Origin of the sequence: uncultured Aliivibrio sp. (assembly GCF_946479765.1) — a bacterium.
Taxonomy (GTDB): Bacteria; Pseudomonadota; Gammaproteobacteria; order Enterobacterales; family Vibrionaceae; genus Aliivibrio.
Genome location: NZ_CAMLHO010000005.1, coordinates 83,757 through 97,511, shown reverse-complemented (window position 1 = coordinate 97,511; position 13,755 = coordinate 83,757). Strand labels below are relative to the sequence as shown.

Here is a 13,755-nt window from a genome sequence, read left to right as displayed (position 1 = left end):
CCGTGAAGGTGGCCGTACAGTTGGTGCTGGTGTTGTTGCTAAAATCTTCGCTTAATAGCTTAAAGATTTTGCGATAAATCGCATGACTAAAAAAAGGGAAGCTTAGGCTTCCCTTTTTGTTGCCCGTAAGGAAATAAATAAAAATATTTCGTTTGTTTTTCAAACAATGCTTGCATCTAAAAGTGTGATCTGTATAATGCAACGCACTGGCTTAAGTCAGTTTGTGAACCAATGAGCAGCGAGGAGAGTGCTGATTCCTACAGAGTAGGGTTAGTGCTTAGAATGAATACTCAGCTTATGTTCGCGGTTAACATTATTAGAACTTATTTTAATGACTTGTCATTGGCTTAAATTCTAATATAAGTTAACTGACAATGTGTCCTAATTTTGGACCTATGGTTTCACATAAATCAATCGGCATTCTCTCGTTCTTACGAGATTGAGTGGCGATATTATTTGTGTATTTATTATTGGAGCTCTGTCTCATGCAGAACCAACGTATACGTATTCGCCTAAAAGCATTCGATTACAAGCTAATCGATCAGTCTACAGCGGAAATCGTTGAAACAGCTAAGCGCACTGGCGCTCAGGTTCGTGGTCCTATTCCACTGCCTACACGTAAAGAGCGTTTTACTGTTCTTACTTCTCCTCACGTTAACAAAGACGCACGTGACCAGTACGAAATTCGTACTCACAAGCGTTTAATCGACATTGTTGAGCCAACAGATAAAACTGTTGACGCACTAATGCGTTTAGACCTTGCCGCTGGCGTTGATGTTCAAATTAGCCTAGGTTAAGGGGAGAATATTATGATTGGTCTAGTCGGTCGTAAAGTGGGCATGACCCGCATCTTTACCGAAGAAGGCGTTTCTATCCCAGTAACTGTTGTTGAAGTTGAAGTTAACCGTGTTTCTCAAGTGAAAACTGTTGAAACTGACGGCTACAACGCAATCCAAGTTACTTGTGGTTCTAAGAAAGCTAACCGCGTATCTAAACCTGAAGCTGGTCACTTTGCGAAAGCAGGTGTTGAAGCAGGTCGCGGTCTTTGGGAATTCCGTTTAGAAAACGGTGAAGAATTCACAGTTGGCGCTGAGCTAAGTGTTGAAATCTTTAACGAAATCAAAAAAGTAGACGTTACTGGTACATCTAAAGGTAAGGGCTTCCAAGGCGTAATTAAGCGTTGGAACTTCGCAACTCAAGATATGACTCACGGTAACTCTTTGTCTCATCGTGCTCCGGGTTCAATTGGCCAATGTCAAACTCCAGGTCGCGTATTTAAAGGCAAAAAAATGGCAGGTCATATGGGTGCTGAGCGTTGTACTACTCAAAACTTAGAGATCGTACGTGTTGACGCTGAGCGCAATCTGCTTCTTATTAAAGGTGCAGTACCAGGCTCAACAGGTGGCAACGTGATCGTTAAACCAGCTGTTAAAGCATAACGTCTTAGGAGTATGTAATGGAACTTATGGTTAAAGGTGCTGCGGCACTAACTGTATCCGAAACTACTTTCGGACGTGAGTTTAACGAAGCTCTTGTACACCAAGTAGTTGTTGCTTATGCAGCAGGTGCTCGTCAAGGTACACGCGCTCAAAAAACACGTTCAGAAGTATCTGGCGGTGGCGCTAAGCCATGGCGTCAAAAAGGTACAGGCCGAGCTCGTGCGGGTACTATTCGTAGCCCAATCTGGCGTTCAGGTGGTGTTACTTTTGCTGCGAAACCACAAGATCACAGCTTAAAAGTAAACAAAAAAATGTACCGCGGTGCTCTAAAGAGCATTCTTTCTGAGTTAGTTCGTCAAGATCGTTTGATCGTTGTTGAAGACTTCTCAATTGAAGCACCAAAGACTAAAGAGCTAGTTGCTAAGCTTAAAGAGCTTGAGCTTAACGATGTTCTTATCGTAACTGGCGAAGTAGACGAGAATCTATTCTTAGCTGCTCGTAACCTATATAAAGTTGATGCACGTGACGTTGCTGGTATTGATCCAGTAAGCCTAGTTGCATTTAACAAGGTTCTAATGACTGCTGCTGCAGTCAAGCAAGTTGAGGAGATGCTGGCATGATCAGTGAAGAGCGTCTACTAAAAGTCCTACGCGGCCCACATATCTCTGAAAAAGCAACGATGGCTGCTGAAGGCAATAACACTATTGTTTTCAAAGTAGCAATCAATGCAACTAAAAAAGAGATTAAAGCAGCTGTACAAAAGTTGTTTGAAGTTGAAGTTAAGTCTGTAAATACCCTTATCACTAAGGGCAAGACCAAACGTCAAGGTGCACGCCAAGGCCGTCGTTCAGACGTGAAAAAAGCGTACGTAATCTTGAAAGAAGGTCAAGACCTAGACTTCGTTGGCGGCGCGGAATAACAGGAGTAGTTAAAAATGGCTATTGTTAAATGTAAGCCGACTTCCCCTGGTCGTCGTCACGTTGTAAAAATCGTTAACGCTGACCTACATAAGGGTAAGCCATACGCACCTCTTTTAGAGAAAAACTCTAAATCTGGTGGTCGTAACAATAACGGTCGTATTACAGTACGTCACGTTGGTGGTGGTCATAAGCAACACTACCGTCTAATTGACTTTAAACGTACTAAAGATGGCATTCCAGCTATCGTTGAACGTTTAGAATACGATCCAAACCGTAGTGCAAATATTGCACTAGTTCTGTTCGCAGACGGTGAGCGTCGTTACATTATCGCACCAAAAGGTCTTAAAGCCGGCGATACAGTTCAATCAGGTGTTGATGCGCCAATCAAAGCAGGTAACTGCCTACCATTGCGCAACATCCCAGTAGGTTCTACTGTTCACTGTGTTGAATTAAAACCTGGTAAGGGCGCGCAAGTTGCACGTTCTGCTGGTGCATACGCACAAATCATTGCTCGTGATGGCGCTTACGTGACATTACGTCTACGCTCTGGTGAGATGCGTAAAGTTCTTTCTGAAGGTCGTGCGACTATCGGTGAAGTTGGTAATTCTGAACACATGCTACGTGAGCTAGGCAAAGCCGGTGCTACACGCTGGCGCGGTGTTCGTCCAACGGTACGTGGTGTTGCAATGAACCCAGTGGATCACCCACACGGTGGTGGTGAAGGTCGTACATCAGGCGGTCGTCACCCAGTATCACCTTGGGGTATGCCAACTAAGGGCTTCAAGACTCGTAAGAATAAATCTACTGACAAGTACATTGTACGTCGTCGTAATAAATAATCTATAAAGAGGAATCGCCATGCCACGTTCTCTCAAGAAAGGTCCTTTCATTGACCTACACTTGCTGAAGAAGGTAGAGAAAGCGGTGGAAAGCGGAGACAAAAAGCCTATTAAGACTTGGTCCCGTCGTTCAATGATCATTCCAACTATGATCAATTTGACCATCGCTGTCCATAATGGTCGCCAACATGTACCAGTTTTCGTTACAGAAGACATGATTGGTCACAAGTTGGGCGAATTTGCACCTACTCGTACTTATCGCGGCCATGCTGCAGATAAGAAAGCTAAAAAGCGTTAGGAGGTAGAATATGGAAGCTATTGCTAAACATCGTTTTGCCAGCATTTCTCCACAAAAGGCTCGCTTAGTTGCGGACCAAATTCGTGGGAAATCAGTAGACCAAGCTCTTGAAATTCTTACTTTCAGCAACAAAAAAGCTGCAGTAATTATTAAAAAAGTTGTTGAGTCTGCTATCGCAAACGCTGAACACAACGAAGGTGCAGATATCGACGATCTTAATGTCGCTAAAATCTTCGTAGACGAAGGCCCTATCATGAAGCGTATTATGCCTCGTGCTAAAGGTCGTGCAGATCGCATCTTGAAGCGTTCAAGCCACATCACTATCGTTGTAGCTGATCGTTAAAGACTAGGAGATTAAGCAAATGGGTCAAAAAGTACATCCTAATGGTATTCGTCTTGGCATCGTTAAGCCATGGAATGCTACATGGTTTGCTAGTAGCCAAGAGTTCGCTGACAACCTAGACGGCGACTTCAAGGTACGTCAGTATCTTACTAAAGAACTGAAAAAAGCATCTCTATCTCGCATCGTTATCGAGCGTCCTGCGAAGAGCATCCGTGTGACTATTCACACTGCTCGTCCAGGCGTAGTAATCGGTAAGAAAGGCGAAGACGTAGAAAAACTACGCGCAGGCGTAGCAAAAATTGCCGGTGTTCCAGCGCAAATCAACATTGCAGAAGTTCGCAAGCCAGAGCTAGATGCTCAACTTGTAGCTGATAGCATTGCTTCTCAACTAGAACGTCGTGTTATGTTCCGTCGCGCAATGAAGCGTGCGGTACAAAATGCAATGCGTCTAGGCGCTCAAGGCATCAAAGTACAAGTAGGCGGCCGTCTTGGCGGTGCTGAAATCGCACGTTCTGAATGGTATCGTGAAGGTCGTGTACCTCTACATACTTTACGTGCAGACATTGATTACGCAACTTCTTCGGCTCACACTCAATACGGTGTGATCGGCGTTAAAGTTTGGATCTTCAAAGGTGAAGTTCTAGGCGGTATGCCAGCTGCTAATGCAGTAGAGCCTAAGGCTGACAAGCCTAAGAAGCAGCGTAGAAGCCGTAAGTAAGGAGCTGACTGATGCTACAACCAAAACGTACTAAGTTCCGTAAGGTTATGACTGGTCGTAACCGTGGTCTTGCTAAAGGTACTGAAGTGAGCTTCGGCGAATTCGGTCTTAAAGCTGTTGGCCGTGGTCGTTTGACTGCACGTCAGATCGAAGCGGCACGTCGTGCTATGACACGTCATGTTAAACGTCAAGGTCAAATCTGGATCCGTGTGTTCCCAGATAAACCTATCACAGAAAAACCGCTTGAAGTTCGTCAGGGTAAGGGTAAAGGTAACGTTGAGTACTGGGTAGCCCAAATCCAACCTGGAAAGGTAATGTACGAAATGAATGGCGTACCTGAATCGTTGGCACGTGAAGCGTTCCGCCTAGCGGCACGTAAACTGCCTATCAAAACGACTTTTGTAACTAAGCAGGTGATGTGATGAAAGCACAAGATCTACGCGAGAAAAACGTTGAAGAGCTTAATGAAGAGCTTCTGAAGTTGCTACGTGAACAGTTTAACTTGCGTATGCAAGCTGCGACTGGTCAACTACAGCAAACTCATACTCTAAGATCTGTACGTCGTGATATCGCACGTGTTAAAACTTTACTGAATGAGAAGGCTGGCGCATAATGAGCGAGAAAATTCGTACTATGCAAGGTCGTGTAATTAGCGACAAAATGGACAAGTCTATTGTTGTTGCTATTGAACGCATGGTGAAACACCCGATCTACGGTAAATACATCAAGCGTACGACTAAGCTTCACGCACATGATGAAAACAACGAATGTGGCCTAGGCGACCTAGTTGCAATTCATGAATGTCGTCCTCTATCTAAGACTAAGTCTTGGACATTGGTAAACATTATTGAAAAAGCAAAAGCATAATTTTTTGTTGATTCAATAGCGTTATATGTAAACAGCTCCTATTCTGTTGGAGCTGTTTATTTTTTGACTACCTTTATTAAAAGAATGGTGATATAATCCCATCCTCTTTTAAAAGAGGCAGCCCGACCCGTGATGGGTCTAGTTTTAATATTTAGCGGAGCACTAACAATGATCCAAATGCAAAGTACACTTGACGCTGCAGATAACTCTGGCGCGCGCAAGGTAATGTGTATTAAGGTTCTGGGTGGCTCTCACCGCCGTTATGCACATATCGGAGACGTCATTAAAGTTACTGTTAAGGAAGCAATTCCTCGCGGTAAAGTTAAAAAAGGTGATGTTCTGAAGGCGGTAGTAGTGCGCACTCGTAAAGGCGTTCGTCGCCCGGACGGTTCTATCATTCGCTTCGACCGTAATGCTTGCGTATTGTTGAATGACACTACTGAGCAACCAGTCGGTACACGTATCTTTGGTCCAGTGACTCGTGAACTTCGTAATGCGAAATTCATGAAAATTGTTTCACTAGCACCAGAAGTTCTGTAAGGAGCGGTCAGATGGCAGCTAAAATCCGTCGTAATGACGAAGTAATCGTTCTTGTCGGTAAAGATAAAGGCAAGAAAGGTAAAGTAACTAAGGTCCTTGAGACTGGTAAAGTTATCGTTGAAGGTATCAACCTTGTTAAAAAACACCAGAAGCCTGTACCGGCTCTTGGTCAGCAAGGTGGTATTGTTGAGAAAGAAGCTGCAATTGATGCTTCTAATATCGCAATCTACAACGAAGCTACTGGTAAAGGGGATCGTATCGGTTTCCGTTTTGAAGAAGGCAAAAAAGTGCGATTCTTCAAATCTAACGGCGAAACTGTTTCTAACTAATAGAAGTAATTTGGAGTTCTACTATGGCGAAACTGCATGATTACTACAAGTCGTCTGTAGTCGCTGAGCTTACCAAAGAGTTCAGTTACACAAGCGTCATGCAAGTCCCTAGGGTTGAAAAAATTACCCTAAATATGGGTGTTGGTGAAGCAATCAACGATAAGAAGCTTCTAGAAAACGCAGCTGCCGATATGGCAATTATCTCTGGTCAAAAACCATTGATTACTAAAGCGCGTAAATCTGTTGCTGGCTTTAAAATCCGTGAAGGCTACCCAATCGGTTGTAAAGTAACCCTGCGTGGCGAACGTATGTGGGAGTTCTTAGAGCGTTTAATCTCTATTGCACTTCCTCGAGTACGTGATTTCCGTGGAGTTAGCGCTAAGTCTTTTGACGGACGTGGTAACTACAGCATGGGCGTTCGCGAGCAAATTATCTTCCCTGAGATTGACTATGATAAAGTTGATCGTGTACGCGGTCTTGATGTAACAATCACGACGTCAGCGAATACAGATGCGGAAGGCCGAGCTCTGCTAGCTGCCTTTAACTTCCCATTCCGTAAGTAAGGTGAAGGGTTACTGTTATGGCTAAACAATCAATGAAAGCACGTGAAGCTAAACGTGCGAAACTTGTAACAAAGTTTGCTGAAAAGCGTGCTGCGTTAAAAGTTCTAATTAGCGATGTAAATGCTTCTGAAGAAGAGCGTTGGGATGCAGTACTTAAATTGCAATCTCTACCTCGTGATTCAAGTGCATCTCGTCAGCGTAATCGTTGCAACCAAACTGGTCGTCCACACGGTTACCTACGTAAATTCGGTTTAAGCCGTATTAAGGTTCGTGAAGCTTGCATGAAAGGCGAGATTCCGGGTCTTCGTAAGGCTAGCTGGTAATTGCCACTTAATCATTTGGAGTAAATCTTATGAGCATGCAAGATCCGATTTCGGATATGCTGACCCGCGTTCGCAACGGTCAATCAGCAAATAAAGTTGCTGTTAAAATGCCTTCTTCAAAGCTTAAAGTTGCAATTGCTGCACTACTTAAAGCTGAAGGCTACATCGCTGAATTCGCTGTTGAAGGCGAAATCAAACCTGAGCTAGAAATCACTCTTAAGTATTTCCAAGCTAAATCAGTTATCGAGCAAATCCAACGAGTTTCTCGTCCAGGTCTTCGTGTTTACAAGAAGAAAGACGCGTTACCATCTGTTATGGGTGGTCTTGGTATTGCTGTTGTTTCTACATCAAAAGGCCTTATGTCTGACCGCGCTGCGCGTAAAGCTGGTCTTGGTGGCGAAATCATCTGCTACGTAGCTTAAGGAGTAGGATATGTCTCGTGTTGCTAAAGCACCTGTGGTACTTCCTGCTGGCGTAGAAGTGAAGCTGAACGGCCAGGAAATCACTATTAAAGGTGGTAAAGGTGAACTGACTCGCGTTCTTAACGACGCTGTAGTTGTTTCACAAGAAGATAATTCTATTGTATTTGGTCCACGCGAAGGCGTTGCCAATGCTTGGGCACAAGCTGGTACAGCTCGTGCACTAGTAAACAATATGGTTATTGGTGTAAATGAAGGCTTTACTAAGAAGCTAATTCTTAAAGGTGTAGGTTACCGTGCTGCTATGAAAGGCAACGCTGTAGGCCTTACTCTTGGCTTCTCACACCCAGTAGAGCACGCTCTACCAGAAGGTATTAAAGCTGAGTGTCCAACTCAAACTGAGATCATTTTAACTGGTTGCGATAAGCAAGTAGTTGGTCAAGTTGCTGCGGACCTTCGTTCATACCGTAAACCTGAGCCTTACAAAGGCAAAGGTGTTCGTTACGCCGATGAAATCGTGCGTACTAAAGAAGCTAAGAAGAAGTAGGGTATCACTATGGATAAGAAAGCATCTCGCATCCGTCGTGCTACACGTGCACGTCGTAAGATCGCTGAACTGTGTGCAACTCGCCTTGTAGTGCATCGTACTCCGCGTCATACGTATGCTCAGGTAATCGCACCAAACGGCTCAGAGGTTATCGCTGCCGCTTCTACTGTAGAAAAGGCAATCCGTGAGCAACTTGGAAACACCAGCAACAAAGCTGCTGCAGAAGTAATTGGTAAATTAATTGCTGAGCGCGCTATCGAGAAAGGCATTACTAATGTTGCTTTCGATCGTTCTGGTTTCCAATACCACGGCCGAGTAGCGGCGCTAGCAGATTCTGCTCGCGAAGCTGGTCTGAAATTCTAAGGTAGGGTTGGAAGATGGCTAAAGAACAACAACAAGCTACAGATTTGAACGAAAAGCTAATTGCTGTTAACCGTGTTTCTAAAACGGTTAAAGGCGGTCGAATCTTTAGCTTTACTGCACTAACAGTTGTTGGTGACGGTAATGGTCGCATCGGTTTCGGTTACGGTAAAGCCCGTGAAGTACCAGCAGCGATTCAAAAATCAATGGAAAAAGCACGTCGTAATATGTTTACGATTGCACTTAACGAAGGTACTCTTCACCATTCTGTTAAAGGTCGCCACACTGGTTCTAAAGTGTACATGCAACCTGCTTCAGAAGGTACTGGTATCATTGCCGGTGGTGCTATGCGTGCAGTGCTAGAAGTTGTGGGTGTCCGCAACGTACTAGCTAAAGCTTATGGCTCTACTAACCCAATTAATGTTGTTCGTGCAACGATTCTTGGTCTATGTAGTGTTAAGTCACCTGAAATGGTAGCTGCTAAACGTGGTCTAACTGTTGAATCTATTTCGGAGTAAGTACCATGTCTAAAACTATCAAAGTAACTCAGACTAAAAGCTCTATCGGTCGCCTACCTAAGCATATTTTATGTCTTAAAGGTCTAGGTCTTCGTCGCATCAACCATACAGTAGAAGTTGAAGATACACCGTGTAACCGCGGCATGATCAACAAAGTTCACTATATGGTTAGCATTGAGGAGTAATCAGTAATGCGTTTGAATACTCTATCACCGGCTGCTGGCTCTAACGCTTCTAAGAAGCGCGTAGGTCGCGGTATCGGTTCAGGCCTAGGTAAAACTTGTGGCCGTGGTCACAAAGGCCAAAAATCACGTTCTGGCGGTAAAGTTCGCGTCGGTTTTGAAGGCGGTCAAATGCCTCTAAAACAACGTTTACCTAAATTTGGCTTTACTTCACGTAAGAGCCTAGTGACTTCAGAGGTTCGTTTAAGCGAGCTTGCTAAAGTTGAAGGTAACGTAATTGATCTAAACAGCCTTAAAGCTGCTAACGTTATCACCAAGAACATTGTGTTCGCGAAAATTGTACTTTCTGGTGAAATCGCTACTGCTGTAACTGTTAAAGGTCTACGCGTAACGAAAGGCGCTAAAGCTGCGATTGAAGCTGCAGGCGGTAAGATCGAGGAATAATCCTCGAAGGATGAGGTACAATGGCAAAGAAACCAGGAAAAGAATTAAATAGTGCTCAGAGCGGCTTAGCTGAACTGAAATCGCGTCTCTTATTTGTGATAGGTGCGCTTTTAGTGTTCCGTGCGGGCTCATTTGTGCCAATTCCTGGGATTGACGCTGCTGTCCTTGCTGATCTTTTCGAACAGCAGCAGGGTACCATCATTGAAATGTTTAACATGTTCTCTGGTGGTGCGCTGTCGCGTGCCTCAATTCTTGCTCTAGGTATTATGCCGTATATTTCGGCATCTATCGTTGTACAACTGTTAACAGTAGTACATCCACCTCTAGCAGAATTGAAAAAAGAAGGTGAGTCTGGTCGTCGTAAGATTAATCAGTACACACGTTATGGCACCTTGGTTCTGGCTACATTCCAAGCAATTGGGATTTCAACCGGTTTACCAAGCATGATTCCAGGGTTAGTTTCTAACCCTGACATGATGTTCTATCTAACAGCTACAGTCAGTTTAATCACTGGTACCATGTTTTTAATGTGGTTAGGTGAGCAAATTACTGAGCGTGGTATCGGTAACGGTATATCTTTGATTATTTTCACAGGTATCGTTGCAGGTTTACCACCAGCTATTGGTGAAACGATCCAGCAGGCGCGTCAAGGTGAACTGCACGTGCTTCTTCTATTACTAATTGCAGTGTTATCGTTTGCAGTTATCTACTTTGTAGTGTTCATGGAACGTGGTCAACGTCGTATTGTCGTTAACTACGCGAAACGTCAGCAAGGCCGTAAGGTATTTGCAGCTCAAAGTACTCACTTGCCACTTAAAATTAATATGGCTGGTGTGATACCTGCAATATTTGCATCTAGTATTATACTATTCCCTGGGACATTGGCTCAGTGGTTTGGTGGTAATGGCGAAGGAACATTCGGTTGGTTAACTGATGTTTCCATGGCGTTAAGCCCTGGTCAGCCGTTATATGTAATGCTTTATGCAGCAGCAATTATCTTCTTCTGTTTCTTCTATACAGCGTTGGTGTTTAACCCGCGTGAAACAGCTGATAACTTGAAGAAGTCTGGTGCATTCGTACCCGGAATCCGCCCAGGCGAACAGACGACGAAATATATAGATAAAGTTATGACTCGATTAACCCTAGCGGGCGCGATGTATATTACCTTTATCTGTCTGATCCCTGAGTTTATGATGATTGCATGGAACGTACGCTTCTATTTTGGCGGAACTTCCCTACTAATCGTAGTAGTAGTTATTATGGACTTTATGGCACAGGTTCAGACTCATCTGATGTCTCAGCAGTATGAGTCCGTTTTGAAAAAAGCTAATCTGAAAGGCTACGGCCGTTAATTTCAGACCCATTTACGGAGTTTAGCAATGAAAGTTCGTGCTTCCGTTAAGAAAATCTGCCGCAACTGTAAAGTTATTAAGCGCAACGGTGTTGTGCGTATAATTTGTGTTGAACCAAAGCATAAACAACGCCAAGGTTAATTAGCAGAAATTTTTACTTGATATATTAAGTTAGGCCGAGTATTATTCTCGGCCTACCTTTTGTGTGCAAAAGAAGTAGTTATAGTCGCAACGTATCCTCATCGGGCTTTGTTGCGGCTCTTCTTAAGAAAAAGTACTAGGAGTGAATAGTGGCCCGTATAGCAGGCATTAACATTCCTGATCATAAACACGCTGTGATTGCACTTACGTCAATCTACGGCATCGGTAAGACTCGCTCGCAAGCTATTTTAGCTGCAGTTGGTATTGCTGAAGATGTTAAGATCAGTGAACTGAATGATGAGCAGATTGATATTCTGCGTGATGGTGTTGCCAAATACACTGTCGAAGGCGACTTACGTCGTGAAGTATCGATGAACATTAAGCGTCTTATGGACCTTGGTTGTTATCGTGGTCTTCGTCACCGTCGCAGTCTACCATTGCGTGGACAGCGTACTAAAACCAACGCACGTACCCGTAAAGGTCCGCGCAAGCCGATCAAAAAATAATCGGATAAGGTAGAGAGTACAATGGCAAAACAACCTACTCGCGCTCGTAAGCGCGTTCGCAAGCAAGTAGCGGATGGCGTAGCGCATATCCATGCTTCTTTCAATAATACAATCGTAACCATTACTGACCGTCAAGGTAATGCACTAGCTTGGGCTACTGCAGGTGGTTCTGGTTTCCGTGGTTCTCGTAAATCTACTCCGTTTGCTGCGCAAGTTGCTGCTGAGCGTTGTGGTGAAATGGCCAAAGAATATGGCGTTAAGAACCTTGAAGTTATGGTTAAGGGCCCTGGTCCTGGTCGTGAGTCAACTATCCGTGCGTTAAACGCTGCTGGATACCGCATCACAAATATTGTTGATGCTACTCCGATCCCTCATAACGGTTGTCGTCCACCTAAGAAACGTCGCGTTTAAGTTTCGTTTTTAGGAATATTGGAGAAAGAACATGGCAAGATATTTGGGTCCTAAGCTGAAGCTTAGCCGTCGCGAAGGCACTGATTTATTCCTTAAATCAGGCGTACGTGCGATCGATACCAAGTGTAAGATCGATAACGCTCCAGGTGTACACGGCGCTCGTCGCGGTCGTCTATCTGAATATGGCGTTCAGCTTCGTGAGAAGCAAAAAGTTCGTCGTATGTATGGCGTTCTAGAAAAACAATTCCGTAACTACTACAAAGATGCTGCTCGTATTAAAGGCAACACAGGTGAAAACCTACTTCAACTTCTTGAAGGTCGTCTAGATAACGTAGTTTACCGTATGGGTTTTGGTTCTACACGTGCCGAATCTCGTCAACTAGTTAGTCATAAGTCTATTCTAGTTAATGGTAAAGTAGTTAACGTTCCTTCTTTCAAAGTTGCGGCTAACGATGTTGTTTCAATTCGTGAGAAAGCTAAACTGCAATCACGTATTAAGGCTGCTCTAGAAGTTGCTGAACAACGCGAAAAACCAACTTGGATTGAAGTAGATGCTGGCAAAATGGAAGGTACGTTTAAGCGTCTTCCTGAACGTTCTGATTTGTCTGCCGACATCAACGAACACTTGATCGTCGAGCTTTACTCTAAGTAGAGCTTCAATATAGAGAGGACACAATGCAGGGTTCTGTAACAGAATTTCTAAAGCCGCGTCTAGTTGACATTGAACAAGTTAGCCAGACTCACGCAAAAGTAACTCTTGAGCCGTTAGAGCGTGGTTTTGGCCACACTCTAGGTAACGCTCTACGTCGTATTTTACTATCTTCAATGCCGGGTTGTGCCGTAACTGAAGTGGAAATCGAAGGCGTATTACATGAGTACAGCACCAAAGAAGGTGTTCAGGAAGATATCCTTGAAATCCTTCTAAACCTTAAAGGCCTTGCCGTTAAGGTTGAGGGTAAAGATGAAGTTATCATTACTCTTAACAAGTCTGGTGCAGGCCCTGTTGTTGCAGGTGACATCACCCATGATGGTGATGTTGAGATTGCGAACCCAGAGCATGTAATCTGCCACTTAACTGATGACAATGCTGAAATCAGCATGAGAATCAAGGTAGAGCGTGGTCGCGGCTATGTACCATCAACAGCGCGTATCCATACTGAAGAAGATGAGCGTCCAATCGGTCGTTTGCTTGTCGATGCAACTTACAGCCCAGTAGATAAAATATCTTACTCGGTTGAAGCTGCACGTGTTGAGCAACGTACTGACTTAGACAAGCTTGTTATCGATATGGAAACAAACGGTACACTTGATCCTGAGGAAGCTATCCGTCGTGCAGCTACAATTTTAGCTGAGCAACTGGATGCATTTGTAGATCTTCGTGATGTACGAGTTCCTGAAGAGAAAGAAGAAAAGCCAGAGTTCGATCCGATCCTACTGCGTCCTGTAGACGATCTTGAACTAACGGTTCGCTCTGCTAACTGTTTGAAAGCAGAAGCGATTCACTACATTGGTGATCTGGTGCAGCGCACTGAGGTTGAGCTACTTAAAACGCCTAACCTTGGTAAGAAGTCTTTAACTGAAATTAAAGATGTTCTAGCTTCACGTGGTCTTTCTTTAGGCATGCGCCTAGAGAACTGGCCACCAGCGTCTATCGCTGAAGATTAATCAGTTCACTAATTATCTAGTTAGAAGGATT

The 13,755-nt window shown here is 44.1% G+C and carries 27 protein-coding genes; all 27 read left to right on the top strand.

Annotated elements, in window-relative coordinates; translation table 11 throughout:
- Positions 1-485 precede the first annotated feature (485 nt).
- The 27 genes from rpsJ to rpoA all read left to right on the top strand — a co-directional run bounded on the left by rpsJ (position 486) and on the right by rpoA (position 13,724).
- A complete protein-coding gene (rpsJ, locus tag Q1K78_RS04160; RefSeq protein WP_005417222.1) occupies positions 486-797 on the top strand; it encodes a 30S ribosomal protein S10 in 312 nt (103 codons plus the stop codon).
- Positions 798-809: 12 nt separating this feature from the next.
- Positions 810-1,439, top strand: a complete 630-nt coding sequence (gene rplC / locus Q1K78_RS04155; RefSeq protein WP_300174742.1) for a 50S ribosomal protein L3 — start codon at positions 810-812, stop codon at positions 1,437-1,439.
- 17 nt (positions 1,440-1,456) lie between these two features.
- Positions 1,457-2,059, top strand: a complete 603-nt coding sequence (rplD, locus tag Q1K78_RS04150; RefSeq protein WP_012549151.1) for a 50S ribosomal protein L4 — start codon at positions 1,457-1,459, stop codon at positions 2,057-2,059.
- Entirely contained in the window at positions 2,056-2,358 is a 303-nt protein-coding gene (rplW, locus tag Q1K78_RS04145) for a 50S ribosomal protein L23 (protein WP_065592272.1), read from the top strand. The genes rplD and rplW overlap by 4 nt, the downstream gene beginning before the upstream one ends.
- A gap of 15 nt (positions 2,359-2,373) precedes the next feature.
- Positions 2,374-3,198 (top strand): 50S ribosomal protein L2, encoded by an 825-nt coding sequence (rplB, locus tag Q1K78_RS04140; protein WP_012549153.1) that lies wholly within the window; start codon positions 2,374-2,376, stop codon positions 3,196-3,198.
- A gap of 19 nt (positions 3,199-3,217) precedes the next feature.
- Entirely contained in the window at positions 3,218-3,496 is a 279-nt protein-coding gene (gene rpsS, locus Q1K78_RS04135) for a 30S ribosomal protein S19 (RefSeq protein WP_012549154.1), read from the top strand.
- 10 nt (positions 3,497-3,506) lie between these two features.
- A complete protein-coding gene (rplV, locus tag Q1K78_RS04130; protein ID WP_012549155.1) occupies positions 3,507-3,839 on the top strand; it encodes a 50S ribosomal protein L22 in 333 nt (110 codons plus the stop codon).
- 19 nt (positions 3,840-3,858) lie between these two features.
- Positions 3,859-4,557 carry a 30S ribosomal protein S3 gene (gene rpsC / locus Q1K78_RS04125; protein ID WP_065592270.1) on the top strand — a complete coding sequence of 233 codons (699 nt, stop codon included), beginning with the start codon at positions 3,859-3,861 and terminating at the stop codon, positions 4,555-4,557.
- 11 nt (positions 4,558-4,568) lie between these two features.
- Positions 4,569-4,979, top strand: a complete 411-nt coding sequence (gene rplP, locus Q1K78_RS04120; RefSeq protein WP_300174741.1) for a 50S ribosomal protein L16 — start codon at positions 4,569-4,571, stop codon at positions 4,977-4,979.
- On the top strand, positions 4,979-5,170 hold the full coding sequence (gene rpmC, locus Q1K78_RS04115; RefSeq protein ID WP_300174740.1) for a 50S ribosomal protein L29: 192 nt from the start codon (positions 4,979-4,981) through the stop codon (positions 5,168-5,170). Before rplP ends, rpmC begins: the two co-directional genes overlap by 1 nt.
- On the top strand, positions 5,170-5,424 hold the full coding sequence (rpsQ, locus tag Q1K78_RS04110; RefSeq protein ID WP_065592268.1) for a 30S ribosomal protein S17: 255 nt from the start codon (positions 5,170-5,172) through the stop codon (positions 5,422-5,424). The genes rpmC and rpsQ overlap by 1 nt, the downstream gene beginning before the upstream one ends.
- Positions 5,425-5,592: 168 nt before the next feature.
- Positions 5,593-5,964 (top strand): 50S ribosomal protein L14, encoded by a 372-nt coding sequence (rplN, locus tag Q1K78_RS04105; protein ID WP_012549159.1) that lies wholly within the window; start codon positions 5,593-5,595, stop codon positions 5,962-5,964.
- An 11-nt stretch (positions 5,965-5,975) separates the two neighbouring features.
- Entirely contained in the window at positions 5,976-6,293 is a 318-nt protein-coding gene (gene rplX, locus Q1K78_RS04100; protein ID WP_300174737.1) for a 50S ribosomal protein L24, read from the top strand.
- Positions 6,294-6,316: 23 nt separating this feature from the next.
- Positions 6,317-6,856 (top strand): 50S ribosomal protein L5, encoded by a 540-nt coding sequence (gene rplE, locus Q1K78_RS04095; protein ID WP_300174735.1) that lies wholly within the window; start codon positions 6,317-6,319, stop codon positions 6,854-6,856.
- A gap of 17 nt (positions 6,857-6,873) precedes the next feature.
- Positions 6,874-7,179 carry a 30S ribosomal protein S14 gene (rpsN, locus tag Q1K78_RS04090; RefSeq protein WP_300174733.1) on the top strand — a complete coding sequence of 102 codons (306 nt, stop codon included), beginning with the start codon at positions 6,874-6,876 and terminating at the stop codon, positions 7,177-7,179.
- A 29-nt stretch (positions 7,180-7,208) separates the two neighbouring features.
- Complete coding sequence (gene rpsH / locus Q1K78_RS04085; protein WP_300174731.1) at positions 7,209-7,601, top strand: 30S ribosomal protein S8; 393 nt, start codon at positions 7,209-7,211, stop codon at positions 7,599-7,601.
- Between the two features lie 10 nt (positions 7,602-7,611).
- A complete protein-coding gene (gene rplF, locus Q1K78_RS04080) occupies positions 7,612-8,145 on the top strand; it encodes a 50S ribosomal protein L6 (RefSeq protein WP_300174729.1) in 534 nt (177 codons plus the stop codon).
- A 9-nt stretch (positions 8,146-8,154) separates the two neighbouring features.
- Entirely contained in the window at positions 8,155-8,508 is a 354-nt protein-coding gene (rplR, locus tag Q1K78_RS04075; RefSeq protein ID WP_300174727.1) for a 50S ribosomal protein L18, read from the top strand.
- 14 nt (positions 8,509-8,522) lie between these two features.
- Positions 8,523-9,023, top strand: coding sequence for a 30S ribosomal protein S5 (gene rpsE / locus Q1K78_RS04070; protein ID WP_300174725.1), 501 nt, complete (start codon positions 8,523-8,525; stop codon positions 9,021-9,023).
- Positions 9,024-9,028: 5 nt separating this feature from the next.
- On the top strand, positions 9,029-9,208 hold the full coding sequence (rpmD, locus tag Q1K78_RS04065; protein ID WP_300174723.1) for a 50S ribosomal protein L30: 180 nt from the start codon (positions 9,029-9,031) through the stop codon (positions 9,206-9,208).
- A 6-nt stretch (positions 9,209-9,214) separates the two neighbouring features.
- Positions 9,215-9,649, top strand: coding sequence for a 50S ribosomal protein L15 (gene rplO, locus Q1K78_RS04060; protein ID WP_300174721.1), 435 nt, complete (start codon positions 9,215-9,217; stop codon positions 9,647-9,649).
- Between the two features lie 20 nt (positions 9,650-9,669).
- A complete protein-coding gene (gene secY / locus Q1K78_RS04055; RefSeq protein ID WP_300174719.1) occupies positions 9,670-11,001 on the top strand; it encodes a preprotein translocase subunit SecY in 1,332 nt (443 codons plus the stop codon).
- A 27-nt stretch (positions 11,002-11,028) separates the two neighbouring features.
- A complete protein-coding gene (gene rpmJ / locus Q1K78_RS04050) occupies positions 11,029-11,142 on the top strand; it encodes a 50S ribosomal protein L36 (protein ID WP_044583162.1) in 114 nt (37 codons plus the stop codon).
- A 149-nt stretch (positions 11,143-11,291) separates the two neighbouring features.
- Positions 11,292-11,648 carry a 30S ribosomal protein S13 gene (gene rpsM, locus Q1K78_RS04045; protein ID WP_060993958.1) on the top strand — a complete coding sequence of 119 codons (357 nt, stop codon included), beginning with the start codon at positions 11,292-11,294 and terminating at the stop codon, positions 11,646-11,648.
- Between the two features lie 21 nt (positions 11,649-11,669).
- On the top strand, positions 11,670-12,059 hold the full coding sequence (gene rpsK, locus Q1K78_RS04040) for a 30S ribosomal protein S11 (RefSeq protein ID WP_005303517.1): 390 nt from the start codon (positions 11,670-11,672) through the stop codon (positions 12,057-12,059).
- 31 nt (positions 12,060-12,090) lie between these two features.
- Positions 12,091-12,711, top strand: coding sequence for a 30S ribosomal protein S4 (gene rpsD, locus Q1K78_RS04035; protein WP_065592261.1), 621 nt, complete (start codon positions 12,091-12,093; stop codon positions 12,709-12,711).
- 23 nt (positions 12,712-12,734) lie between these two features.
- Complete coding sequence (gene rpoA / locus Q1K78_RS04030; RefSeq protein ID WP_300174704.1) at positions 12,735-13,724, top strand: DNA-directed RNA polymerase subunit alpha; 990 nt, start codon at positions 12,735-12,737, stop codon at positions 13,722-13,724.
- The last annotated feature ends 31 nt before the right edge of the window (positions 13,725-13,755 follow it).